The sequence below is a fragment of the Blastopirellula retiformator genome, from assembly GCF_007859755.1.
Lineage (GTDB): Bacteria > Planctomycetota > Planctomycetia > Pirellulales > Pirellulaceae > Blastopirellula > Blastopirellula retiformator.
Genome location: NZ_SJPF01000004.1, coordinates 483494 through 506905, shown reverse-complemented (window position 1 = coordinate 506905; position 23412 = coordinate 483494). Strand labels below are relative to the sequence as shown.

The 23412-nt window shown below is 59.0% G+C and carries 25 protein-coding genes; 15 read left to right on the top strand and 10 right to left on the bottom strand.

Features of this window, described 5'->3' with window-relative positions; all coding sequences use genetic code 11:
* Positions 1 to 40 precede the first annotated feature (40 nt).
* Positions 41 to 541 (bottom strand): RNA polymerase sigma factor, encoded by a 501-nt coding sequence (locus tag Enr8_RS18040; RefSeq protein WP_146434133.1) that lies wholly within the window; start codon positions 539 to 541, stop codon positions 41 to 43.
* A gap of 125 nt (positions 542 to 666) precedes the next feature.
* Between Enr8_RS18040 and Enr8_RS18035 the strand changes: the two genes are divergently transcribed.
* The 8 genes from Enr8_RS18035 (at position 667) to Enr8_RS18000 (ending at position 7405) form a co-directional block, all read left to right on the top strand.
* Entirely contained in the window at positions 667 to 1722 is a 1056-nt protein-coding gene (locus Enr8_RS18035; RefSeq protein ID WP_146434131.1) for a hypothetical protein, read from the top strand.
* Complete coding sequence (locus tag Enr8_RS18030; protein ID WP_146434130.1) at positions 1715 to 3082, top strand: hypothetical protein; 1368 nt, start codon at positions 1715 to 1717, stop codon at positions 3080 to 3082. The genes Enr8_RS18035 and Enr8_RS18030 overlap by 8 nt, the downstream gene beginning before the upstream one ends.
* Positions 3083 to 3130: 48 nt before the next feature.
* On the top strand, positions 3131 to 3394 hold the full coding sequence (locus tag Enr8_RS18025; RefSeq protein ID WP_146434128.1) for a DUF4236 domain-containing protein: 264 nt from the start codon (positions 3131 to 3133) through the stop codon (positions 3392 to 3394).
* A gap of 5 nt (positions 3395 to 3399) precedes the next feature.
* Complete coding sequence (locus Enr8_RS18020) at positions 3400 to 3696, top strand: hypothetical protein (RefSeq protein ID WP_146434126.1); 297 nt, start codon at positions 3400 to 3402, stop codon at positions 3694 to 3696.
* 8 nt (positions 3697 to 3704) lie between these two features.
* Positions 3705 to 4355: a pentapeptide repeat-containing protein gene (locus Enr8_RS18015; protein ID WP_146434124.1), complete on the top strand. Its 651-nt coding sequence runs from the start codon at positions 3705 to 3707 to the stop codon at positions 4353 to 4355.
* An 87-nt stretch (positions 4356 to 4442) separates the two neighbouring features.
* Positions 4443 to 5273, top strand: a complete 831-nt coding sequence (locus Enr8_RS18010) for an alpha/beta hydrolase (protein WP_246120143.1) — start codon at positions 4443 to 4445, stop codon at positions 5271 to 5273.
* 652 nt (positions 5274 to 5925) lie between these two features.
* The gene (locus Enr8_RS18005; RefSeq protein WP_146434122.1) at positions 5926 to 6879 is read left to right on the top strand and encodes a DUF1559 domain-containing protein; all 954 of its coding nucleotides are present in this window, start codon (positions 5926 to 5928) and stop codon (positions 6877 to 6879) included.
* A 136-nt stretch (positions 6880 to 7015) separates the two neighbouring features.
* The gene (locus Enr8_RS18000; RefSeq protein WP_146434120.1) at positions 7016 to 7405 is read left to right on the top strand and encodes a hypothetical protein; all 390 of its coding nucleotides are present in this window, start codon (positions 7016 to 7018) and stop codon (positions 7403 to 7405) included.
* A gap of 10 nt (positions 7406 to 7415) precedes the next feature.
* On the opposite strand, the gene Enr8_RS17995 is transcribed toward Enr8_RS18000, so the two are convergent.
* The 3 genes from Enr8_RS17995 to Enr8_RS17985 all read right to left on the bottom strand — a co-directional run bounded on the left by Enr8_RS17995 (position 7416) and on the right by Enr8_RS17985 (position 9740).
* Complete coding sequence (locus Enr8_RS17995) at positions 7416 to 7922, bottom strand: DUF423 domain-containing protein (protein ID WP_146434117.1); 507 nt, start codon at positions 7920 to 7922, stop codon at positions 7416 to 7418.
* Between the two features lie 140 nt (positions 7923 to 8062).
* Complete coding sequence (locus tag Enr8_RS17990) at positions 8063 to 8305, bottom strand: hypothetical protein (protein WP_146434115.1); 243 nt, start codon at positions 8303 to 8305, stop codon at positions 8063 to 8065.
* 127 nt (positions 8306 to 8432) lie between these two features.
* Positions 8433 to 9740 carry an NAD(P)/FAD-dependent oxidoreductase gene (locus Enr8_RS17985; RefSeq protein ID WP_146434113.1) on the bottom strand — a complete coding sequence of 436 codons (1308 nt, stop codon included), beginning with the start codon at positions 9738 to 9740 and terminating at the stop codon, positions 8433 to 8435.
* 141 nt (positions 9741 to 9881) lie between these two features.
* Between Enr8_RS17985 and Enr8_RS17980 the strand changes: the two genes are divergently transcribed.
* Complete coding sequence (locus Enr8_RS17980) at positions 9882 to 10982, top strand: hypothetical protein (protein WP_146434111.1); 1101 nt, start codon at positions 9882 to 9884, stop codon at positions 10980 to 10982.
* A 329-nt stretch (positions 10983 to 11311) separates the two neighbouring features.
* On the opposite strand, the gene Enr8_RS17975 is transcribed toward Enr8_RS17980, so the two are convergent.
* A complete protein-coding gene (locus Enr8_RS17975) occupies positions 11312 to 12382 on the bottom strand; it encodes a thiamine phosphate synthase (protein WP_146434109.1) in 1071 nt (356 codons plus the stop codon).
* A gap of 452 nt (positions 12383 to 12834) precedes the next feature.
* On the opposite strand from Enr8_RS17975, the gene Enr8_RS17970 reads away from it, so the two are divergent.
* The 5 genes from Enr8_RS17970 to Enr8_RS17950 all read left to right on the top strand — a co-directional run bounded on the left by Enr8_RS17970 (position 12835) and on the right by Enr8_RS17950 (position 18563).
* A complete protein-coding gene (locus Enr8_RS17970; protein WP_222434902.1) occupies positions 12835 to 13335 on the top strand; it encodes a tetratricopeptide repeat protein in 501 nt (166 codons plus the stop codon).
* A 73-nt stretch (positions 13336 to 13408) separates the two neighbouring features.
* A complete protein-coding gene (locus Enr8_RS17965) occupies positions 13409 to 15955 on the top strand; it encodes an ATP-dependent Clp protease ATP-binding subunit (RefSeq protein WP_146434104.1) in 2547 nt (848 codons plus the stop codon).
* A gap of 213 nt (positions 15956 to 16168) precedes the next feature.
* A complete protein-coding gene (locus tag Enr8_RS17960; protein ID WP_186767729.1) occupies positions 16169 to 16948 on the top strand; it encodes a choice-of-anchor E domain-containing protein in 780 nt (259 codons plus the stop codon).
* Between the two features lie 136 nt (positions 16949 to 17084).
* Positions 17085 to 18074 (top strand): hypothetical protein, encoded by a 990-nt coding sequence (locus Enr8_RS17955; protein ID WP_146434100.1) that lies wholly within the window; start codon positions 17085 to 17087, stop codon positions 18072 to 18074.
* A 24-nt stretch (positions 18075 to 18098) separates the two neighbouring features.
* Positions 18099 to 18563, top strand: a complete 465-nt coding sequence (locus Enr8_RS17950; protein ID WP_146434098.1) for a hypothetical protein — start codon at positions 18099 to 18101, stop codon at positions 18561 to 18563.
* Here Enr8_RS17950 and Enr8_RS17945 read toward each other — a convergent pair.
* The 5 genes from Enr8_RS17945 to ubiE form a co-directional block, all read right to left on the bottom strand.
* Positions 18531 to 19355, bottom strand: coding sequence for a phosphatidylinositol-specific phospholipase C/glycerophosphodiester phosphodiesterase family protein (locus Enr8_RS17945; RefSeq protein WP_246120142.1), 825 nt, complete (start codon positions 19353 to 19355; stop codon positions 18531 to 18533). The genes Enr8_RS17950 and Enr8_RS17945 overlap by 33 nt on opposite strands.
* A 77-nt stretch (positions 19356 to 19432) precedes the next feature.
* A complete protein-coding gene (locus Enr8_RS17940) occupies positions 19433 to 20164 on the bottom strand; it encodes a type 1 glutamine amidotransferase (RefSeq protein ID WP_146434095.1) in 732 nt (243 codons plus the stop codon).
* 27 nt (positions 20165 to 20191) lie between these two features.
* Positions 20192 to 21103, bottom strand: a complete 912-nt coding sequence (locus Enr8_RS17935; protein ID WP_146434093.1) for a UbiA-like polyprenyltransferase — start codon at positions 21101 to 21103, stop codon at positions 20192 to 20194.
* Positions 21096 to 21755 (bottom strand): UbiX family flavin prenyltransferase, encoded by a 660-nt coding sequence (locus tag Enr8_RS17930; protein ID WP_146434091.1) that lies wholly within the window; start codon positions 21753 to 21755, stop codon positions 21096 to 21098. Before Enr8_RS17930 ends, Enr8_RS17935 begins: the two co-directional genes overlap by 8 nt.
* Positions 21752 to 22459 carry a bifunctional demethylmenaquinone methyltransferase/2-methoxy-6-polyprenyl-1,4-benzoquinol methylase UbiE gene (gene ubiE, locus Enr8_RS17925; RefSeq protein WP_146434089.1) on the bottom strand — a complete coding sequence of 236 codons (708 nt, stop codon included), beginning with the start codon at positions 22457 to 22459 and terminating at the stop codon, positions 21752 to 21754. Before ubiE ends, Enr8_RS17930 begins: the two co-directional genes overlap by 4 nt.
* A 195-nt stretch (positions 22460 to 22654) precedes the next feature.
* Here ubiE and Enr8_RS17920 point away from each other — a divergent pair, with 195 nt between their 5' ends.
* Positions 22655 to 23389 (top strand): 2-phosphosulfolactate phosphatase, encoded by a 735-nt coding sequence (locus tag Enr8_RS17920; protein WP_146434087.1) that lies wholly within the window; start codon positions 22655 to 22657, stop codon positions 23387 to 23389.
* Positions 23390 to 23412: the final 23 nt, after the last annotated feature.

The window sequence follows — 23412 nt, the reverse complement described above, 5'->3', positions numbered from 1 at the left end:
GGGGGGAAACTCCACGTCATCCAGGAAGTCGGTCTATTGGTCACTTCGGTTGACGTGCCGAAAGATATTCCCGCAGTCGTCCGCGGGCTCGGTTTACGCGAGATAATACGGTCCCAATCGGAACTCCCAAGGTTTCGGCCGCTTCTCGGTGCGTTAGTTCACCAACTACCACCAATAGCAGCGTCTCCTTCAGCTCAGTGGGGAGGCGTTCGAGCGCCGCTTGCATCTCCGAGCTCAGTTCGTCTCCAAAGGGATCGACGTCGAAAGAGGCCCGGTCGAGCATCTCGGAATCGCCGACGCTCTTTACATCGCTTTTCTTCCGCCAACGATCGATGATTCGCCGCCGCAAAATCGAGGCGAGCCAGGCTCGTTCGCTTCGCTCGGGATCGAGCTTCGCACGGCCCGTCCAGACCGAGCGAAACGCTTCCTGCAGAACGTCCTCGGCCAGGTGGCGATCTCCCAACATTCGAAATGCGACGCGATAGAGCGCCGGGCTATGCTCGTGAATTAGTCGCTCGAATTGGTCGGAAGAAATCGGCAACGCGCTCGGCTCCGATCGGCCAATATTTCGTTGGGAAACTTTTATCATATCATAACAACCTCTTTTCGCCCCCGATTTTGGCCCAATGGTCGCCTCCGCGTGGCGGTCAGCGGTAAAATAGAGATATGAACCCCTCGGAAACCCCCAAAAGACGTCCGCCCCGCAACTATTTCTCGCGTCGAGAACAGGTCCGCCTGTTCCTGTTGGCGGGCTCGCTGATGTTGACGTTTATTCTGATTTATCAGGCGGCGCAGCCCGAAACGTGGCGAAAATTGTTCGGAGGCGAAATGACTCCGCCGATCGCCGAGGAAAAGATCGACACTCGGGTTCCTCGCAAGGCGGTCGAGGACCGACCGATGGAGGGCGCCTTCCGCGTTGTGCCGCCGACGCCGTTCACCATGAACCGCAGCGACGCTAAAGTCGAAGCGGGCAAAGCGCCGTTGGCCGCCGAGTCGCTGGCGGCGATCCAAGACGACTCGGTCTTTCGCAAGGCCGAATATGGCGCGTGGCGCGAGATCTTTTCGGCGCTGCAAAAAACGCCGCTCGATTCATTGACGCCGGCCCATGCCGAGCCAGTCCAGTTCGCCCAACTCTTTCGGCAGCCGGACGACTATCGCGGCAAGTTGGTCGCCATCTCCGGCGTGATCAAGCGAGTCGTCAAAGTCGATGCGTCAAAGGAAGATCTCGGCGTTGACCACCTGTGGCAGATCTGGCTCTTCTCTGGCGCCGACGCTAACCCGACGGTGATCTACTCGCTGGAACTGCCCGACCAGTTTCCGACTGGGCTGAAGGTGAGCGAGCGGGCGACGGTGGTCGGGGTCTTCTTCAAACGCTGGGTCTACAAAGGAGAAGGGGGCATCTTCACCGCGCCGCTGATGCTGTCGAAAAGCGTCGCCTGGTCTCCGCCCCCCAAGTATCAAGCGATGTCGACGACGCAGTTGGTGATCGGCGTGTCGATTTCGGTGGTCGCGGCGCTGGTGATCGCGACGCTGATTTTCCGCAAGAGCAACGACGCCGAGTCGACCGCTGAGAAAATGATTCGCGATCGTCAGGCCGAGAAGTTCCGCGAAGAAGCGGGCGAGATCGACTCGGGCGTGTCGGTACGAGATCAACTGAAGGTGGTCGCCGCGCAACTGGAACAACAAGCGAACGACTCAGAAAGTGACGAGCAAGATGCGTAGTCCCCGACATCGCGTCGCCTGGCTGTGGATGATGGCGGCGGTCCTGTGTTCGACCGTCGATATCTGCCGGGCCGATGTGCCTGATCCCGACGAAATCGATTTGTCGACGCCGCAAGGTTTCATGGCGGGGATCGGCTTCGACGAGAGCTACTACAAGATGTTCGACGACGAGCAGCCGCTTATCGACGCTGAACAAGAGCCGTTGATTCGCTTGCTCTCGCGGATTCGCCGTCCCAAGCCGAGGCAGATTGAAGGTTGGCTGCAGATCGAACCCAAGTGGGGCGCCTACGTCGAGCAGCCCGAAGCGTCGCGACTCGAATGTTTTTTGCTGGTCGGTCGCGTCGTCAAAATCAGCAGCCGTCCAATTTTTCCGGAACTGGGGGCCGCGTACGATCTGGAAGACTTTTATGCCTTGGAAGTGATTCCCCGCGGCGGCGAGACCGGCTCGGTCGAGCGGGTGGTGTTGATGTCGTTGGCGATTCCAGAACGCTTCAAGCCGCTGGTCGATCAAGAGGAAGGAGCGATCGATCAGCCGATCAGCGCCGCCGCTTACTTTGTCAAACGGATGACGCCGGCAGGTGAGCAGCCGGCCACTATCGCCGCTGTGACGCAGCGCGTGTCATGGCATCCAGACCAAGTCGACGCGCAGTTGGGGGTCAACGAAGGGCAGGTTTTGTTGGCCGCCCAGGGAGTCGACATCGGCGAGTTCGACGCGATCCGCGATCGGGCGCCCTTCTCGGGGCGTGAAAATGAATCGTTCTATCAAACGCAGGCCGCTGTCGCGTCGGTTCCTCGAGATCAACTGTCCGCCGAGGCGACCCCGGTTTCGCTCCCCCGGCTATTGACCGAGCCCGAGCAGTTTCGCGGCGCCGCAATGCGGGTCAGGGGCATGGTGCGGCGGATCACCAAGATTGTCGTCGACGAAGAGACCGCCCGCCGCCGCGGATTGGATCACTACTACGAGATCAATCTGTTTGTACCGCTGAAAGCGCCGATTATCTCGCAGGCCCATGGCGACCCAACGACGCGGCGCGAATTTGAGAACTCCTATCCGGTCGTTCTGTGTTCGCGGCAACTGCCTCCCGGCGGTAGCGTTGCCGACGACTTGCACCTAACGGTCGTGGCGGAAGGGTTTTTCTACAAGGACTGGGCGTATCGATCTCCGTTTATGTCGGACGAAGATCCGAATCGACGCCAGGTGAGTCCGCTGTTTATTGTCGATCGCCCGCAAACGATTGAAGACTCGTCGACCGGCGAGGTGAACTCGATCGCGGTCTGGCTGCTGATCTTCGCCGTGCTGGCGTCCAGTTTGGGAATTGGCGCCGGCGTGATGCTGGCGGGAAGTCGCAAACGACGGTAAAACAACAAGCGTCGTCGCTGCACGGAGAATCGCTGCAGGGGAACCAACGTGGGATGGACAGCTCGCAAATCGATCACCTTCGGTCCGCTGCGAATTAATTTCAGCAAAAGCGGCGTTGGTTTTTCGCTTGGCATTCGCGGCTTTCGCGGCGGCATGAGCGCCACCGGGCGAAAGTATGTCTCGGCCAGCATTCCTGGAACCGGCATTCGCTACCACAAGTCGGGCAAGTCGCTGACGTCGCTCTTCGACTTCAGCGGCGCCGATCAAGAAAAGAAGAAACAAACTTACAAACGCAAGTCAACGATTAGGTAAAACGCGTGGAAATTCAATTCGTTCGCATGGTGCGCACCGACAACTCGGAACGTTTCGTTCTGCTGGGAGAAGAAGGCGCCGAAGTCGGCATGTTCGACCTCCACTTTTTGACCAGCGGCAATGTGATCGGTTCGCTGATCCTGCTCGACGAAAGTTTGACCGCCGGCGACTCGGTCGAAAAACTGCTGCATCGCATCGACGAAGAGTTGCTGCCGGCGGTGAGCCTGGACGAAAAGAACCTGTCGTTCACCGTCATCCAAGGAGAACTGATCGGCACGTTCTCCTCGAAGGAAGACGAGTAAGCCGACGGATGGCGAAAAAGACCTGGGGCTACGGATTGCTGTCGCCCGATCTACCAGCCGACGAGGACCTGGTCCCCTGCTCTGTCGAAACGATCGATGACGAGCAGGACTACGAGCGCGTCCTGGTCCGCGGCCAACGTCCGGCGGCGACGCTCGATCGATTGACGATCCTGACGTCGCGGCTCGATCAAGTCGTCTGGCCTGCGGCGAAGCTGCCCGAGATCTTACTGCGCGACGTGCAAGCGACGACCTGCGATTTCTCCAACGCCCAGATGCCCGGTAGCGAGTTTCAACAGGTCGAACTGGTCGGCGCCAAGCTGATTGGCATCGACTTTACCAGCGCCGCCTGGCGAAACGTGGTGCTGACCCGCTGCAATCTTTCGTTCTGCACCTGGCGAGGCGCCAAGCTGAAGAACTGCCGCTTTGAAGATTGCGAAATGGGAGACGTCGACTTCGACCAGACGCAATTGGAATCGGTCGAGTGGGTGGATTGCCGAATGCGCCGCGGCAGATTTTACGGCGCCCGGTTGACCGAGTCGAAGCTGCTCCGCTGCGACCTGCAAGATCTGGGCGCCGCGGCTGACGATCTGCGGAAGCTAAAGATCGACTCGGCCGGTTGGTTGCAACTGGCGCCGCTGTTTGATGTGGTGATTGAGTAGCTGGCCACTGGCATATTTTGCTTCGCCGAGTCGGCGGCGATATCTTGCTAGAAGTGGCTTAAACGCACTTCTTCAGGAGCCCCGCTGATGACTCGATTTTCTCTCGCGCTGATGTTCTCGCTCACCTTGTTCGCAACGACCGATATACTGGCGCAGCCGCGACAGCGCGAAGTCAAATGGGTAAACCCCGAGATCACCAAGGCGCCGGGGCTGACGCACAAGGTGCTTAAGAGCGAAGCGCTGGGGCATGACGTCGGCTACGTCGTCTGGACGCCGCCCGAGATGGATACCAGCGGCGCGACCCGCTATCCGGTCGTCTACTTTCTGCATGGCGCCGGCGGCAGCGAGAAGTCGGACTCGGCCGGGTTCTCGGCAATGGTTGCCGGGGCGATTCGCAGCGGCAAGTTCCCGGCGGCGATCTGCGTCTTTCCGAACGGCGGCATGAGCGGCTATCGGGGTGAAGTTCAGAAGATGATCGTCGACGAACTTGTTCCGCTGATCGACAAAGAGTATCCGACCAAGGCTCAGCAGTCGGCTCGGGTGGCCTGCGGCTTCTCCATGGGAGGCGCCGGTTCGGTTCGCTTGGCGCTGGAGCATCCTGATCTATTTGCCGCAGCGGGAAGTTGGGGCGGCGCCCTCAATTGGCGCGGTCGTCAGGAAGATAGCGACATGTTGCCGACCGCCAAGCAAAACGCCGCCGAGCTAAAGAGGAACGACTTTGCCCTGCTGACGATCAATGGCGATCAGGATCACGCCGACGGTTTTGATCTGTTGAAGGAGATCTTAACCGCCGCCGGCGTGCCGCACGAAACAGTCGTTCTGGCGGATACCAATCACAACCTGGGCAAGTACTACCAGGGCTCAAGAGAGAAGATGCTGGAGTTTTTGGCAGGACGACTCAAGTCGTCTGAAGACTAACTGCTTGTTGAAAAATGCCATCGTGGCATTTTCCAACCTCGCCAGGCTCAGAGCGTAGCTCTTCGCGGCTCCCAAAATAACGACTTACGTCGCTATTTTGGGATCGCATCCCTGCGATCACGCAGTCCGTCGAGAAAATCAACGGACTGCAAATCGAAGTCATCCGATGGATCGGTGTCGCTGCGACGCCACTGTTGAATCTGCGGGGAAAGAACCGACCGTTAGAGTGTGAAGTGCGCTCAAACAGCAAAAAAAAGGCGAAAAAGTGGTTGGCTGTTTGCCCTGCAAGCGGCTCCGGCGTCGATCAAATGTGCATTCTTTGCCAAGCCGGGAGGAGCCGACAAAACTAATTTGCAAGCTAACATAAGTTCGAACCTCTCCTTCTATAAACGGTTAGCGATCGTGCTTGCGTCGTTCTGTCTGAAACGGAGATTCCTTGCCAAATAACGCGAAGAAACAAATGTTTTGACTTGCATCGCCAGGCGATTGCTTTCCCCCTGAAGGGTGTATGGCTGGCCCGCCAATCCCCTCGTATTCTGTTACCGATCGCCCCGAAGATTTGACTGCTCCACTCGATCATCATGCCCGTTCGACATCGGAACTGAGCTTGGCGCTGTCGTCAGGCTTTCAAATTATCCATCGGGGAACAACTATGTCTGCATGTTCGGTAGGTCGTCGTCAGCGCGCCGCCTTTACGCTCGTCGAATTATTAGTAGTAATCGCCATTATCGGCGTTTTGATCGCTCTTTTGTTGCCGGCCGTGCAGCAGGCTCGCGAAGCGGCGCGGCGCATTCAGTGCACCAACAATCTGAAGCAGATCAGCCTGGCGATGCACAATTATCACGACACCTTCCAGTCGTTACCTTATGGGCAATTTAGCGTCGGGCTGTTTCCGGCTGCCGTTGGCGACGTGGCGGGCGAATATCCGTATGGAACGTGCTGGTTTCAGTGCATCTTGCCGTTTGTTGAACAGTCTGCGATGTACGACGCGATCAAGACCGACATGTTGACGACGCCGTCCGCCAGCCTGGACGCTGCCGTTCGCAATACGGTCGTCAACGACTTCGTCTGCCCTTCTGATCCGAATGGCGGCAAGGTGGGACACGACGGTTTTCAAGGGAACTATCTCGCCAACACAAACACCTCGAACTCTGGAATCAATTCGGCCGATCCGAACTCGATGAGCGGATTGTTCTTTACCAAGTCGCACATTCAATTTCGCGATGTGGTTGATGGCGTCAGCAACACGCTGATGATTGGCGAGTGCCTTCAAGGGAGCCCCGATTTGCCGACGGCGACCACTTACGATACGACCGCCAATTACTGGAACGCCGTGGGAGCGGAGACGACGTTCAACGCCGGGTCGCGCGGATTGTTCGTTTCGGACTACAACGCGTCGGCCTCGCGTTGCGTGAGCACGCCCAGCAAGCCATGCGTCTATCTCTCGGCCTACTTGGCCTGGTTCGTCATGCGCAGCGAACACCCCGGCGGGATTATGACTTCACGAGCCGACGGGTCGGTCTCGTTTCTCCAAGAAAACATCAGCAATACGACGTTGATGGACTTGGCCAATCGTCGAGACGGCAACGTTATCGATCAGTTCTAAGCGCGCGGACCGGCGGTAAGCGACGCCAGATTCCGGCTCGCTTTTCGCCTGGCCTGTGGGCAAGCTCTTACTTCGCACAATTCCTACTCTTGGAGCGGCGCCGGAATGTTGATCGTTTCCGGGCCGGCAAGGTTTTATGAAAAGTTATCGCATCTTTCAATTTGTCGTCGCCTGCTGCGTCTGTTGGGCGACGATCGTGGTCGGCGGTTGTTCGCGTGGCCCGGAGGTCTTTGACGTTTCCGGCATGGTGACGCTCGACGGTAAACCGGTTCAGCGGGCCGATATTACGTTTGTTCCCGTGGAAGGATCGATGAAGGAAACGGCGAATGCAATGGTCGCCAACGGCGTCTATTCGCTGCAATGCACCGGTGGAGAAAAGATGATCATCGTCGCCGGCATGGCGACCGAAAAGAAACTGATTCCAGAACGCTATATGATGAAGAGCGAGCTGACGGCGAACGTTGCGGCCGATCGCGTCGAATTCGACTTCGACCTGACCGAGAAGCCTCGCCGCCGCGCTAGGTAGTTTCGTCGGTTTATGAACATGCCGCCGCCGGTTGTCGTTTCGCCTGAATCGAGGCGACGATCAGACAAAGCCAGCCGCCAGCGAGAAAGATCGCGCCGACCGGAATTGGGATTCGTAGCGTCGGCATCGACAACGCCGCCGCTGCACATGTGCAAATGCCAAACAGCAGAATTCCGAGCGTGAAACAGGCGCCTCCGGCGATCGCAATGCGGGTTCCGCTTCCCCTGGTCTGAATCATGCCCAGGCCGATCATCGCGAGACCATTGAGCATGATGTAAACGTTGCCGGTCACGTAGCCTAGCCACGCCGCTTCGTTCTCACGACGATCAATGATATTGATTTGCGTGGAAGCTTCGCGGATCAAATCGCCGTTGGCAGCGAAGACGGCCGGAGTGGCGACCGCTTTTTCTAATAGCGCCGCGTCAAGATGCGACTTGACCTGGTCGCTAAGTATGGCGCCTCCCAAGACCGCAATTAAACCGAAGACGCCTCCAGCGATCAGATTATAGTACGACACGCGGTCGACCCTTTCTCAATGGCGTTGCCTGTGTTGTAAGCGGGGCGACGCTAATTGTAATAGAAGAAAACACGCTATTAATAGTAGAAATACGCTATTGAGAGCATCGGTTTTACTCGCCGCCGCAACCTGGGCGAAGATTATTCTTGGCCGTGCTGGGCGACCTGTTGGGTCGGAGGTTGCTTGCCATTCCAGCCCAGCAGATGTTCCACCGTTCTCCGCTCCGCCGTTTTTCCTTCGATCCAGCGGCTGACCACCAGTTCAAACTGGTCGGCGTTCATCGGCATCAAGAAACGCAACTGCGATGCCGGGCAGGTGCAAACTTCGCCAAAGTCGCACGACTTTCCGTGAAATCCAGACTCACGGCGTCGATGGGCGCGCAAGCCGCCATCGTTGGCGGCGATAAGAAGCGGCCCGCATAACAATTAGGCGCCAGCAGCCAATCGTATTGGCGCCACGGAAGAGATTTTCAGCGTGAAAAACTTCAAAAAAGCCGGTAGAAACGGCAAGTTACGAGTTCAAAATGTCGTCCAGCTCTTCCTGGCGATAGTCTTCGCCGGTGATCAGTCGGGCGGAACGATTGAACGTCGAGTAAGCCCAGCTCCACTGCATCAGCACCAAGAGGCGGCTCTCGAATTGAATCAATTTCATCAGGTGCACAACCAGCCACAGCACCCACGCGATGAAGCCGGTGAACTTCCACGTGCCGAGCACGGCGACCGCTTTCGAACGGCCGATCGTCGCCAGGCTGCCGGGGTCGTTATATTTGAACGGTTCAACAGGCTTGTCTCGCAAGCGATTGACGATCGTCTTGGCGGCGTATTGGCCTTGCTGCATCGCGACCGGCGCGACGCCCGGCAGCGGATGTTCCCCTTGATGCTTGTAGCAAGCCATGTCGCCAATCGCAAAGATCTCGGGATGCCCCGGTACCGTGCAATCGGGCTCGGTGATGATCCGCCCGCCACGATCGGTTTCGGCGCCGGTTGCGGCGGCCAACTTGCTGGCCAGCGGCGAAGCTTGCACGCCAGCCGCCCAAATGATCGTCTTGGCGCGGATGGTCGTCTCTTCCTCTTCGTGCTTGACGATGACCGAGTCTTCCTTGACCGCGCCGACGCGATGGTGGTTGTGGACTTCGACCCCCAGCTTGACCAACTCGTCATGGGCGTTCTTCGACAGCTCGGGCGGAAATGGCGCCAAAACGCGTTCGCCGGCGTCGACCAAAATGATCCGCGCGTCGGCCGGGTTGATGTTGCGGAAGTCGTACTTCATCGTATTGTGCGACAGTTCGGCGATCGCGCCGGCTAGCTCGACCCCGGTCGGACCGCCTCCGACGATGACGAAGGTGAGCAGCTCTTCGCGAATCTTCGGATCAGTTTCGCGTTCCGCTTGTTCAAACGCCGAGAGGACTTTGCGACGGATCTCGGTCGCGTCTTCGATCGACTTCAGCCCTGGCGCGATCTTCGCCCATTGGTTTTGTCCGAAGTAACCAGTCTCGGCCCCGGCGGCGACGACCAGCGAGTCATATTCCAACTCACCATCGTGCAGGATCACCTTCTTGTTGGCCGGATCAAAGTCGGCGACGTCGGCCATTACCACTTCGGTATTGCGCTGGCGAACCAGAATCCGGCGCAAGGGAGCGGCGATATTGGCCGGCGAAAGCCCGCCGGTGGCGACCTGGTACAGCAGCGGCTGGAACAGATGAAAGTTCCGCCGATCGACCATCGTGACGTGGACCGGCGCCGAGCTAAGACTGCGCGCCGCGTAGAGGCCGCCAAAGCCTCCACCGATAATCACTACTCGATGCGTTTCGCCCTTCATGGAGCTCTCCCAGGTAAGTTCGGGACTTTCATTGTCGCGATTTCCGGAATTCCTTGAAGCGGGGCCAGGAATCCTGATAATCAGAACGATGCGCGGTTGGCATTCTCTGACTTTCCCTGCCCCGGTTTAAAGGAATTCGACATGCGGACGACGCTTGGAGCCTTGGCGCTCAGTTTGATGATAGTCGCTGGTTTACATGCCGCTGATGCGGAAATGTACGGTCTGAAAAAAGGAACGCCCGAAATAAAATCGGCCGGTCCGCTGGCATTTGCCCCCGATGGCGTCTTATTGGTCGGCGATCCGAAGTCGGCCGCCGTGTTTGCCATCGCTACGGGGGAAAAGCCAGGCGCCCCCGAAAAAGCAAAGTTTGAGATCACCTCGCTACGCGAGAAACTCGCCAAAGCGACCGGCGGAAGTCCGGCTGATCTGAATATCGCGGATCTAGCGGTTAATCCGGAAACGGGAACCGCCTACCTGTCGGTCGCTGCCGGCGGCAAGCCGACGCTGGTGAAAATCGACGCCGATCAAAACATTACCGCAGTCGCTTTGAAAGACGTCCCCTTCGCTCAGGTAGAGCTATCGGACGCTCCGGCTGACGAGTTGAGCGGCGAAGGTCGCCGTCGTCGCAACCTGCGTAACGAGTCGATTACCGACTTGGCCTATGCCGACGGTCAGGTGATCGTTACCGGTCTGGCGGCTGGCGAAGGCGCCTCGGCCGTGCGCAGCGTCCCCTTCCCCTTCACCACCGGCGATCAACTGTCGCGGATCGAGATCTTCCACGCCGCTCATGGTCGCGACGAAGACTACGCCGCGATCCGGACGTTCGTGCCGTTCAACATCGGCGGCGAACCTCACGTGCTGGCCGGTTTCACCTGCACGCCGCTGGTCAAGTTCCCGGTCAAACAGCTGCAGTCGCAGGAAAAAGTGAAAGGGACGACCGTCGCCGAACTCGGCAATCGCAACCAGCCGCTCGACATGATCGTCTACGAGAAGGATGGCAAGACCTTCCTGCTTTCGGCCAACTCGGCCCGCGGCGTGATGAAGATCAGCACCGAAGATCTGGAGCGGGAAGAAGGTTTGACCAAGCCGGTCCGCGGCGGCGGCACCGCCGGTCAGTCGTTTGAAACGATCAGCGACTGGGAAGGCGTCGTCCAACTGGCCAAGCTGAACGACGCCCAAGCGGTGGTCATCACCCAAGGCGCCGACGACAGCTGGACGCTGAAATCGATCGACCTGCCGTAGCGTCAACGATTGTATTGGATAGCCCAGAAAGCTCTCGCTTTCTGGGCGGCGCTGCCGCAGGAGGCATCAAGGCCAGGTCTTGCGGTCTAACAGTCCGTTGATTTTCTCGACGGACTGCGTGATCGCACGGATGCGATCCCAAAATAACGACGTAAGTCGTTATTTTGCGAGCCGCGAAGAGCTATGCTCTGAGCCTGGCGAGGTTGAAAAATGCCACGATGGCATTTTTCAACAGGCAGCTCAGAAGGCGCCGATTCTATTCCGGCCGCGGAGCGATGCTTCCTGGCGACGTTGTCGCCCCAGATAGCGGGAGCTATCTGGGCTAACCGTTAATCGTTGTGGAGGATGCTGCGGAGATTCGCGGCCGCTTTCTGCGTATCTTCCGCCGCCGCCACCGCCCCGCTGACCGCCACGCGACAGAGTCCCGCTTCGATGACTTGCGTGACATTCTCTGCCGAGATCCCCCCAATCGCGAACGCCGGCAGGCGAATCTCTGCGGCTACCTGTCTAACGAGATCGAGCCCGGGGAACTGATCAAACGACTTGGTCTGCGACGGAAAGGTGGGCCCGACGCCGATGTAGTCGGCGCCATCGAGCACCGCGCGGCGGGCTTGTTCGATGCTGTGCGTCGAGACGCCGACCAGCTTGTCGACGCCCAGCACGGCCCGGGCTTCTTTGACCGACAATTCTTCCTGACCGACGTGCACGCCATCGGCGTCGGCCAGCAAAGCGACGTCAGGTCGATCGTTGACGATGAAAAATGTGGAACTTTCGCTCGTCATTTTGCGCAAATGTTGCGCTCGCGCCAGCAGCGTTTTGTCGTCGATTCGCTTGTCGCGCAGTTGCAAGATCGCCACGCCGCCGGCGATCAACTGCGTCACCAGTTCTGCGAAATGGTCTTCGTCGCGTCCCCCATCGATTAACACGTACAGCCGCGCGTCGGCTAGGCGGCTGGCGTTTTCTCGCGTGGCGGTGATCGCCTTCTCCAGGGTGTAGCTGCGATAGCGGAGTTGCTCGAAGTAAGGCGAGACCTCGGGCTGCACCAGCTTGCTGAACTCTTCCAGCGTCCGCAGCGACTGTTGGGCCCGCTTGAGGTTGGATGTGGCAATCTGGGCAAGATTGGTTCTTGCCTGTTCTGCCTCGGTCGAGACGTTTACGCCGACGTCAGCTTGCGTATCTCTTGCCCTGTGAAGCGTTTCGGACGAAAAGAGCTTCAGCGCCGCGGTCAGATCGTGGCGAACGTTCTTTGCTAGCGTGGTTAAATGGCGATCGTCGAGGCCGAAGCGAACGAAATCTTCGACAACCCGCAAACCTTCGGCCGCCCGGTTGGCGGCGGCGTCGATCGCTCGCCAGGCATGCAGGGCAGAATGGGAATCGCTTGGCGGTAAATCGCGTGACATCCGATAATTCCTGGGGTATTAATCATCCCGATTGTAGAGAGTGATGGCGACATCGGCATTAGGGCCATCATTTCGCGTAACCAATGCCAGGGGCAAGGGTTGCTAACTTGGCGTCGGAATTGGTTGATAGAAGGATCGTTGGCATCGTTACCGCAGGAGCTACTGCTCTGGCTCGCCCAAAGTGCGTAAGTTCATGGCGTTTCTTTAGTTGCCTTGCTTGCGCCTTATTTGCGAGTTAGAATTCCGAGGCGATTCCGACCGATCGCTCCGCATTGCGGAGGCTGATCGCTTCTGGAGAGGTAGGGATGCTAAATTCGCCATGGATATATTGCCTTTGGCCAGGGCTCACCGAAACGTGGGTATATGGTCGATGGCGAGGGCTCGTGTGGGCCGGCGGCTTCGCGCTGATATTAAACGCAGCGTTGATTCTGCACGGCGTTTGGCCAGAGTTCGTGGGCGAAACGGTACGGCATAGCATTTGGTATGTGGTCACTTTCCTATGGGTGATCTCGGCCGGATGGAGCATCTATCGCGTCGCTCGCGGCGGTTATCAACCGCAGGACGAGTCGGTCGAGGCCTTGTTTCACACGGCCCAAAGCGAATACTTACAAGGGAATTGGCACCAGGCCGAAGCGACTTTGCTTCGTCTGCTCTCGCGCGACCCGCGCGACGCAGAAGCTCGCCTGATGCTGGCCACCTTGTACCGGCACACCCAACGTTATGACTTGGCGCTCGACTCGATCGCCAAGTTAACCAAGTTGGATGCGGCTGGACGCTGGTGGGCGGAGATTCAACGTGAACGCCGCTTGCTGGCAGATCGGATGGCGGACGAAGACGAACCGGAAAGTGAACCGGACTCGTCGTCTGAAGCCTCCGCGAAGGAAACGCAAGCACCGCAGGAAATAGAGAAGATTGCACGCGATGATTCGGCCCCGTCTTCCGAGGCGGCATAGCCCGCAGAGTCTAGTGCGATAGAATAGAGAAGCAGAAGACTACCCGCTATTACTCATCGCGAGGTTGAACTCCATGTACGAAAGATTTACCGATCGCGCTCGCAAGGTGATGCAGCTGGCGAACCAGGAAGCGCAGCGGTTCAACCACGAGTACATCGGCACCGAGCACATCTTGCTTGGGCTGATTAAAGAAGGGAGCGGCGTCGCCGCCAACGTCCTCAAGACGTTGGAAGTCGACCTCCGCAAAATTCGACTCGAAGTCGAGAAGCTCGTTCAGAGCGGTCCCGACATGGTCACGATGGGGAAATTGCCGCAGACTCCCCGGGCCAAGAAAGTCATCGAGTACTCGATGGAAGAAGCCCGCAATCTCAATCACAACTACGTCGGCACCGAGCACATCCTGCTGGGCCTTCTGCGTGAGCAGGAAGGGGTCGCCGCTCAGGTTCTGATGAACCTGGGGCTGAAGCTGGAAGACGTTCGCGAAGAAGTTCTCAACCTGCTGGGTCACGGCATGGAAGGGGACGGCGGACGCGAAGGTCGCGGCCAACCCGAAAGCAGCTCGGAACCGGGCGCCGCCAAGGGAAGCAAGTCGAAGACCCCGGCCCTGGACAGCTTTGGGCGCGATCTGACCGAACTGGCCAAGCAAGGCAAGCTCGATCCGGTCATCGGTCGCCAACGCGAAATCGAACGGGCCATTCAGGTTCTCTGCCGCCGCACCAAAAACAACCCGGTTTTGCTGGGTGAAGCGGGCGTCGGTAAGACGGCCATCGTCGAAGGTTTCGCCCAGCGCGTCATCGACGGCGACGTGCCGGAACTGCTGGCCGAAAAGCGGATCGTCGTGCTTGACCTGGCGATGATGGTCGCTGGCACCAAGTACCGCGGTCAGTTTGAAGAACGGATCAAGGCGGTGATGAACGAAGTTCGTCGCGCCAAGAACACGATCTTGTTCATCGACGAATTGCACACGCTGGTTGGCGCCGGCGGCGCGGAAGGCGCCATCGACGCGGCCAACGTGCTGAAGCCGGCCTTGGCTCGCGGCGAAATCCAATGCATCGGCGCCACGACGCTGGACGAGTACCGCAAGTACATCGAAAAGGACAGTGCCCTGGCTCGCCGTTTCCAGGAAATCCAGGTCGATCCGGCCTCGAAGGACGAAACGGTTGAGATCCTCAAAGGTCTCCGCGATCGGTACGAAGAGCACCACAACGTGCAAATCACCGACGACGCCGTCGTTGCTGCGGCCGAGTACTCGGATCGCTACATCACCGGACGCTGCCTGCCGGATAAGGCGATCGACGTGATCGACGAAGCGGGCGCTCGCGTGCGGCTTCGCGTGATGACCCGGCCGCCGGATCTGAAAGAAATTGACGAAGAAGTCGAAACGCTCAACCGCAAGAAAGAACAAGCGGTCGCCGACCAGGACTTCGAAAAGGCGGCGGCCCTGCGTGATCAGGCCGACAAGCTGAAGAAGAAAAAAGAGTCGATCATCAAGGAATGGCAGGAGAAGTCGCGTCAGAAAGATGGCGTCGTCGATGAAGAAGTCATCGCCGAAGTCGTCTCGAAGATGACCGGCATTCCGCTGACCCGGATGTCGACCGAAGACACGATGCGTCTGATGCAGATGGAAGATGAACTGCATAAGAAGGTCATCAGCCAGGACGACGCGATCAAAGCGGTCTCGAAAGCGGTCCGCCGTAGCCGCAGCGGTCTGAAAGATCCGAAGCGTCCGACCGGCTGCTTCGTCTTCGCAGGTCCGACCGGCGTCGGTAAGACGTTGCTCGCCAAGGCGCTGGCCGAATTCATGTTCGGCGACGCCGACGCGCTCATTCAAATCGACATGAGCGAGTACATGGAGAAGCACAACGTCAGCCGTTTGATCGGCGCCCCTCCTGGGTACGTCGGCTACGAAGAAGGGGGTCAGCTGACCGAGAAGATTCGTCGTCGCCCATACGCGGTGGTGCTGCTCGACGAAATCGAAAAGGCGCATCCCGACGTCTTCAACATGCTCTTGCAAGTGATGGAAGAAGGCCGTTTGACCGACAGCTTCGGTCGTAACGTCGACTTCCGGAACGTGATCTTGATCATGACCACCAACGCCGGCGCCGCGGCCATTAAGAACGAATCGGCCTTCGGCTTCCAGGCTTCGGAAGAAGGCGCCGAGTACGAGAACATGAAGCATCGCGTCGAAGACGAGATCGCCAAGGTGTTCCGTCCGGAGTTTATCAACCGCGTCGACAAGACCATCATCTTCCATCACCTCGAGAAGGAAGATTTGAAGCAGGTCATCGATCTGGAGCTGAGCAAGGTTCGCGAACGTCTGGAAGAACGGGGTTACGACCTCGTTTTGACCGACAAGGCGAAAGAGTTGATCATCAGACGCAGCCAGCAAAGCGACAAAGACAACAACTTTGGCGCCCGACCGCTGCGTCGTACGATCGAAAACTCGATCGAAGATCCGTTGTCCGAAGAACTGCTCAAGGGCGAGTTCCAAGGCATGGACACGATCATCGTCGACGCGATCGCCAACGACGAAGACAAGCTGATCCGCTTGGACTTCAAAGGCTCGCTCAGCGAAAAAGAAGCCGAACCGGTCGCCGCCAGTGGCGAAGAGTCGAAGTAAACTTCGGTTTGAAAATTGAAATGACGAAAGCCCGGCCGACTTGGCCGGGCTTTTTTTGCCCTGGAAGAATTTCGAGCGTCGATCTTGCTATTGTCGCCGGCGTGGCGATTCCATCAAAACTTCGCTTTTTGTTGGTCGTTTCTTGGTTTGGTGGTCGCTATGCTTGGGGGGAGTTCGCTAGTAGTCCAGAAGTACTCTTTGGAGGGCAAGTCCATGCGTATCTGGTATCTCCTCGTTCTGGCGTTTCTTCCCGTCACTTTGCAAAGCGGCGTTGCGCTTGGCGACGTGATCACGTTCGCCAGCGGGCCACAGTCGGTAAGCACCAACGCCACGTTGACTGGTTCGTCCCGCAACTTCACCGTGAACGCGCCTCGCTTCGATCCAAGTTGGGGGACGCTGCAGTCGATTCACATTACGAATGACACGTCGATTTCTATCGAAGCGGTGTCGCAGGCGACCGGCGGCACCTTTATCCCTCCGATTTTCATTGATAACTGGGTGTGGCAAGTTCAACATGCCTACACGTTCGCGGGCCCGGGGATTTCCATGTCCGATTCCGGCCCTATCAGCACCTTTGGTTCGATTTCCGATCCGGGGCCCAACCACCAAGCGAATGTGAACGAGGAGGTGTTCAGCACCAACGTCGACCTCACGCTGCTGCCCAGCGACTCGCTGTTCTCGCCGTTTATTGGAACGGGAACGATTGACATCTTCGCCTATTCGATGGCGCACACGACCGAGTTTCCACCACTGCCTGCGACTCCCGCCGGTTTCACGTGGTCGCTCTCGTCGATCACCGGCGCCGCGATCGCCGAGACGGCGACATTTGACGTTTCGATCAGCTACGAGTTTGTGCCGCCGCCGGCCGTTGTACCAGAGCCGCCAACCTTGGTGCTGAGCATGATCGCCTGTGCGCTGTTAGGAATGATTCCGCTCTCGAAACGAATTCGGCAGATGCTGGAGGGAAGCGCCGTCAGCGACATAGACGCCTGAGGGCGGGCTCCACACGAACCGTTCGCGGACGCTCTACCTCGACCCATTCTCGTTGACCTTTGTTGACGTTTCAGGGTAGTTTGAGCGAATTGCCTTCCACGATTCGTTGGCCGTTACGGATGGAGTTCGAATACAGATGCGATCCGATCGAATCAGGAAGCTATTGTCGGCATTGTTGGGCCTCGTCGTCTTCCCAGCCCTCGCCCATGCCGAACGACTATCGGAAATGTACGTGCCGACGTCCGGACGGATTGAGGTGATGGTCGCCTTGGGCGTTCGGATCGAAGGATTGCAGATCCGGACTTTCGACGACGTGATCGCGCTGCGCGACAAGTTGAGCGAAGGGCCGCTCGACGAGGCGTCGCTGACCTCGTGGAAATTCTTGGACCGCGTCGGGCTGAAGAAGCGGGATCCATCGCCGCCGCCGCCACTTCCACCAGGCGCCGTTTTGGTTAAACGGCATGATATCGACGCTTGGCAAACGGGAACGCTCAACTTCCAAGGAGAACTCATTGAGCTGTCGACGACGACGCCCGGTACGGATCGTGCTTGCCGTACCGTCATTGGGCCTAGATCGTGCGTGCGGATCCAACGTCATCAAAATGACGAGACGTTCAATCACACCTGGCACTTTGCGTCGCTCGATGAACGTTTGAGCCCGCTGGGGCTTTTCTCGCGGGCCGAACATATCTTTCGCTACTACGGCGAAGTACGCCCCTATGCCGGGCATGAGCTATTCGTCGAAACGTTTATCGGCCGCGAGGTGCTGCTGGTCGACCGAAAAGAAGACGCCATCTTGGCCTACGCCCAGTGCCGCGATGTAGAGCAACTGCGCGGCATCTCGCAGTTCACGATTCACCTGCAGCTGAAGTCAACCGCGACGCCGCAGCCGCATCAGATTCCCATGTTAACGCTAAGGTGCCATGGCTCCCGCTGCGACTTCTTCTACATCAAGCAGGCCGAGTTCGACGTTGAAATCCCGCCCGAGAGTTTCGTCGTCGACGTGCCGGCCGGCACCACCTACACTGCCCTGGGATCCGGCCAGCCGATTCGTTCGGGAAAGGTCAGCCTCGATATTACCGCCAAGTCGCCGCTGGATGTGGTGAAGCAGCGGAAGGGGAACTAGTCGAAAGTCTCGGCGGAAGGATTCGTGAGCGGTATGCGCTTCAGTCGCTGGCAAGTTGGTGTTGTTCTCGCGGTGATGGGCCTCGCCATTCTCTGTCAGATCTACACTGCGCTTCAACCAGGGCGCACGATCGGCAATTTAGAGGGAGAAACGACGGGCTACGCCGTGGGTTGGCCGCAGCCGTTTTTCCATTGGAGCGTATCACGAAACTTCGAATGTGAGTGGCCGGGACAAGATGCAAATACGCCCGCTTTACTGCTGTTCGCCGGCGACCCGGTCATCACGGTCACGGAAACGCAGGTCGATTGTGATCTTGGCGGGCTCAACTGGATGAACCTGCTGCTGGTTGCAGCTTGGTGGTTCGCGGTTGCTGGAACGATCTTGGCGGTACTGCCGTTGCTCTGGCTCCGCATCAGCATCAAAAACCTGCTGCTGCTTCAGGCGTCGATCGCCGCTTTAGTTTTGCTGCGATTTCTGTTCGTCGTTTAAATACTCCGCCAGCCCCGACAGCTTGTCAGTATTGATCGCATCGACCCCACACTCATCCAGCACACGCCACATCGCCGGCGTGTCAGGCGAGCCCCAGAAGCGGATCTCGCGGCCTTCGGCGTGGGTTTGGTCAACCAGGCGCTGCAGCTTTTCCTTTTCGGCCGCCGGGATCTCCCCTGCCCCTTTCCACTTGAAGTGCGACTTCCAGTTGTCGCTGACCAGCGGCATCAGGTGTTTGGGCGTCTTGCCGCCCAGGTCTCCCAGTCGCCCGTCGAGCCCGGCGTAGCGCAGTTTTTGTTCGGCGAGCATCTGCTTGGGGCGATTGCCGGAGATCACCACTTCGACGGCGCCCGGGTAGTACTTGCCATCTTCGACCCGGCATAGCATGTCGGCGTACTTGGCCAACACCTTGTCGAGCGCCGCGTACGTTTTCTCGCCGTCGCTCTTCAGGTCGATCAGCAGACGCAGCGGCGGAGCATTGGGATAGACGTGGCCGTCGCCTGCTTCGACCCGCTCTTTCAGCGGATCGAGATACAGTTTCTCGAGCGTGCGATACGGGCTGATTTCGTGATACCAATGGGCGACCAGCAGTTGGTCATCCACCAGGTAGATGTCGGCCTCAACGCTGTTGAAGCCATGCGACAACGCGTCCAGCAGAGGTCGCGGGTGCAGGTAGTCGTTGTGGGCGTGAGCCCGGGGCAAGAGCGACGCGACGTTTTCGGCGGCAGAGACGATCGCAACCGGCGACAGCAACAGCAACATGGCGACAAACAGGAAGCGATGCAAACTCAAGAGACAAGCTCCACCAGAGGATTTAGGCTACGTCAGAATAAGCGGTCTATTGTAATTGGCTGCGTCGCCAGCTGGGGCTACACCCCCAAAAACTGCCGCCGAAACGCCAGCAGCAACCCTTCGGTCTCAGTCGCCGCATCGGTGTAGTTCGCTTCAAACTCGGGATACGGGACGCCGGCGATCTTTTCGCAGTACTCGGGATAGGCTCGAACCCGCTCTAGGAGCGTGGCGACGGTTAGCTCGGGATGAAACTGCGTACAGTAGACCGGTTTGCCGTGGACGCGAAACGCCTGTTGCGGCACTTGCTTGCTGGAGGCGAGCAGATCGACGCCGGGCGGCAATTCGATGACGCGGTCTTCGTGTCCCATGTAAGCGGGGAAACGTTCGCTCAGTTGGCCAAAGATCGGGTCGGCTTTGCCGGCGTCGGTTAAGAACAGTTCGTGCGTGCCCAGTTCGGCATGCTGCAGGTCATGGATCACGCGGCCCCCCAAAGCTCGGGCCAAAGCTTGAAAGCCCCAGCAGGAACCGAACATCGGCACTTCCAGCTCGACGATCTTTCGCAAGCCGGCGAGCGCCACTTCGAGCCACTCGCCTTCGGACGCGACCGAATAGTGCCCGCTGCCGCCGATCATTACCATGTCGATCTCGGCCAGGTGACGCTCGCTGGGGGCGCCTTGCAGCAGATCGAAGGGCTCGATCTGGCTGGCGTCGCACTGCAGCGCTTGAGCGAAACAGCCGATTTCCTGCGTGCGCATCGGATCGTCGGCGTTGCGAATCTGGATCAGTAGATAGCGGAGGCGTTTGGTCATGCCGCTATTCTACGTGAGTGGTTGCAATCACTTCCAGAGCAGCAAATCGAGGGTCGTTACCACAAACAGCCCGATGCCGACGATCGTGTTGATGTGAAAGAAGGCGAGATTGACCCGCGACAGATCGTCCGGCCGCACGATCGCGTGTTCGTAGATCAGCAGAATCGCCACCGCCGCAATCCCCAGCCAGTAGACCAGCCCCAGCGATGGGTAGACGACTGGAAGTAGCGCGAGTGCGCCAATCATCAAGGCGTGACAAACGGCCGCGATACGCAGTGCTCCGGCGACGCCGAACGTCGACGGCACGCTATGCAGTTTGGCGTCGCGATCGAACTCGGCGTCTTGGCAGGCATAGATGATGTCAAAGCCCGCGACCCACAGCAGCACCGCCAGGCCGAGCGTCACCGCCGGCAAGAGATCGAGCGGGTCCGCCAATATCGCCGCCCCGCGAATTGCAATCCAGGCGGCGATCGGCGCCAGCATTAGCGACGCCCCCAGCCAGAAGTGAGCCAGCGACGTCCAGCGCTTCGTATAGCTATAGCCGAACAGGAACAGCAGTACCGGAACTGATAATGCCAGCGGCAGCCAGTTGGGCCAGAAGAGCAGCGTCGCAGCGATAAAGCCGACCGAGCAGACGACCGTAAACAGCGTCACTTCGCCGACTGACAAGATGCCGGCCGGAATGTGCCGCTTGGCCGTGCGGGGGTTCTCGGCGTCAATCTTGTGATCGGCCAACCGGTTGAGCGCCATTGCCGCGCTGCGGGCAAAGACCATGCATAGCACGATGCCCAAAAGCTCTCGCCACGAGAACCGCACGTCGATTCCCTCGGGCGCCGGGGCGTTCCAGGCCATCACGGCGGCGAGCAACGCAAACGGCATCGCAAAGACGGTATGGCTAAAGCGGATCATCGCCAGGATGTCGCTAATACGCTTAATCATCGCTTCCCCATCGTCGCATCAATGCGTGCGGCACTTCCAGCTGATCCAAAATCCGGGCAACGATAAAGTCGATCAAGTCGTCGAGCGACTGGACTCCGTGATACCAGCCTGGCATCGCCGGCAAGACGACGGCTCCGGCTTCGGCAGCACGCCGCAAGTTGTCGAGATAAATCAGCGACAGCGGCGTCTCACGCGGAACGAGAATCAGCTTGCGGCGCTCCTTCAGATGAACGTCGGCGGCCCGCTCGATCAGCGTATCGCTGGCGCCATGCACGACGCCGCTGAGCGTTCCGCCTGAGCAGGGGCAAACGACCATGCCGCGGGAAATCGCCGAGCCGCTGGCGATCGGCGCCAGGAAGTTCTTGTAGTGAAAATAGCGCAGCTGCCCGGCGGCGGTTGGCTCGTTCAGCTCGATCGTCGCGGCGAGACGCTTGTCGGCGGCGGCCGGCTTGGTGGTCACGATCGACGCGGGATCGAAATCGTCGAGGTCCAACTCGACGTTCAGCTCTTGCAGCCAGACGGCGCGGCCCGATTCGCTGATCGAGAGATCGACGTGATAGCCGGCGTGGATCAGCACGTTCAACAGTCGCCGCGCATAGACGGCCCCGCTGGCGCCGGTGATGCCGAGCACGATTGCAGACGCCGCGCTCATTTGGTCCCCACGTACAGGGTCGCGATGCCAAAGGTGAGCGGCTTGAAGAAGACCTCCTTCAGGCCGGCGGCTCGCATCCGCTCGGCGAGCGCTTCGCCATACGGGAACTCGCCAACGCTATCGGGCAGGTACTTGTAGGCGTCTTCCTTGTTCTTGGCGAACATACGCCCTAGCAGCGGCAGGATGTTGCGGAAGTACCAGAGGTAGAACGCCTTGAACGGCTGCCACTGCGGGATCGAGAACTCCAGCACCGCCACTTTGCCGCCTAGCTTGCAGACGCGGGTCATCTCGCTGAGGCCGAGGTCGGTGTTGGTGACGTTCCGCAGGCCAAAGGCGACCGAGACGATCTGGAAGGTGTCGCTTTCAAACGGCAACTGCTGCGTGTCGGCTTCCTGGAAACGGATCCCCTCGATCTTGGCCCGCTCGGTTTTGACTTCGCCGATTTCGAGCATTTCGGGGCAAAAGTCGGTCGCTTCGACCTTCACTTTTCCCTTAGCCGCTTTGTAGTAAGCGATCGCCAGGTCGCCGGTGCCGGTACAGACGTCCAAAATCGGCGCATCGCCGGTCGGCGGGACGATTTTGGTGGTCCGCCAACGCCAATAGCGGTCGACGTTCATCGACAGCAGATGGTTCATCCGGTCGTATTTTCCGGCAATTTCGGCGAACATTCGCCGGACGCGCGTTTCCGATTTGTCGACGACCATGCGTAGCGTTTTCCCCGTGCGGGCAACTCGAACCATTGAAACCACCTAATTTACCGCAAGCCGGGCGTTTCCGTAACACGGCGTGATTGTTACTGGGCGCCATTGCCACGTCTGCATGGCAATGGCGCCCCTGACCGATTCCTTCTCACGCCGCGGCGCTCTATCATGTCGACCAATCTTATCGCGAGGAAATGCATGTCGTCTGTGATTCACGTCCATCTGCTGCCCGAACTTGCCCCCGAGGAAGCGCTCGCCGGATCGACCACCGTGGTGATTGACGTTTTGCGGGCAACCACCACCATCGTCCACATGCTGGCCGCTGGCGCCGATCATGTGGTCCCCTGCATCTCGATCGAAGATGCCAAAGAAAAAGGGGCGGCGATCGAAGGGGCTATCTTGGGGGGCGAACGTGGCGGCGTGCGAATCGACGGGTTTGACCTGGGGAACTCGCCCAGCGAGTACTCGCCCGACGTCGTCGGCGGCCATACGATCGTCTTTACCACCACCAATGGCACCAAGGCGATGCAGCGCTGTCAGCGGGCCGGGCGAATCTTGATCGGGGCGTTCGTCAATCTAACGGCTGTCTGCCGCGAACTTTCGGGCGCCGAACAGGTCCATCTGGTCTGTGCCGGAACCGCCGGCGAAGTGACCCGTGAAGACGTCTTGCTGGCCGGCGCGATCGTCGACCTGATGGGGACGACCAGCGATTGGCAGCTGAACGACGCGGCGCAGATCGCGCTCGACGCGTGGCGGGCCGCACAAGAAGATCTGGTCGCCGTCCCCCTGGTCGAGCGGCTGCAGAAGAGCCGCGGCGGCCGGAACGTGCTGGCGATCGGTCTGGAAAACGACATCCAGATCGCCGCGACGCTCGACAAGTTCGATCTGGTTCCAGAGCTAGACGCCAAGACGTGGGAAATCCGCCTCCGGTAGACGTAACTCCCTATACCAAGCTA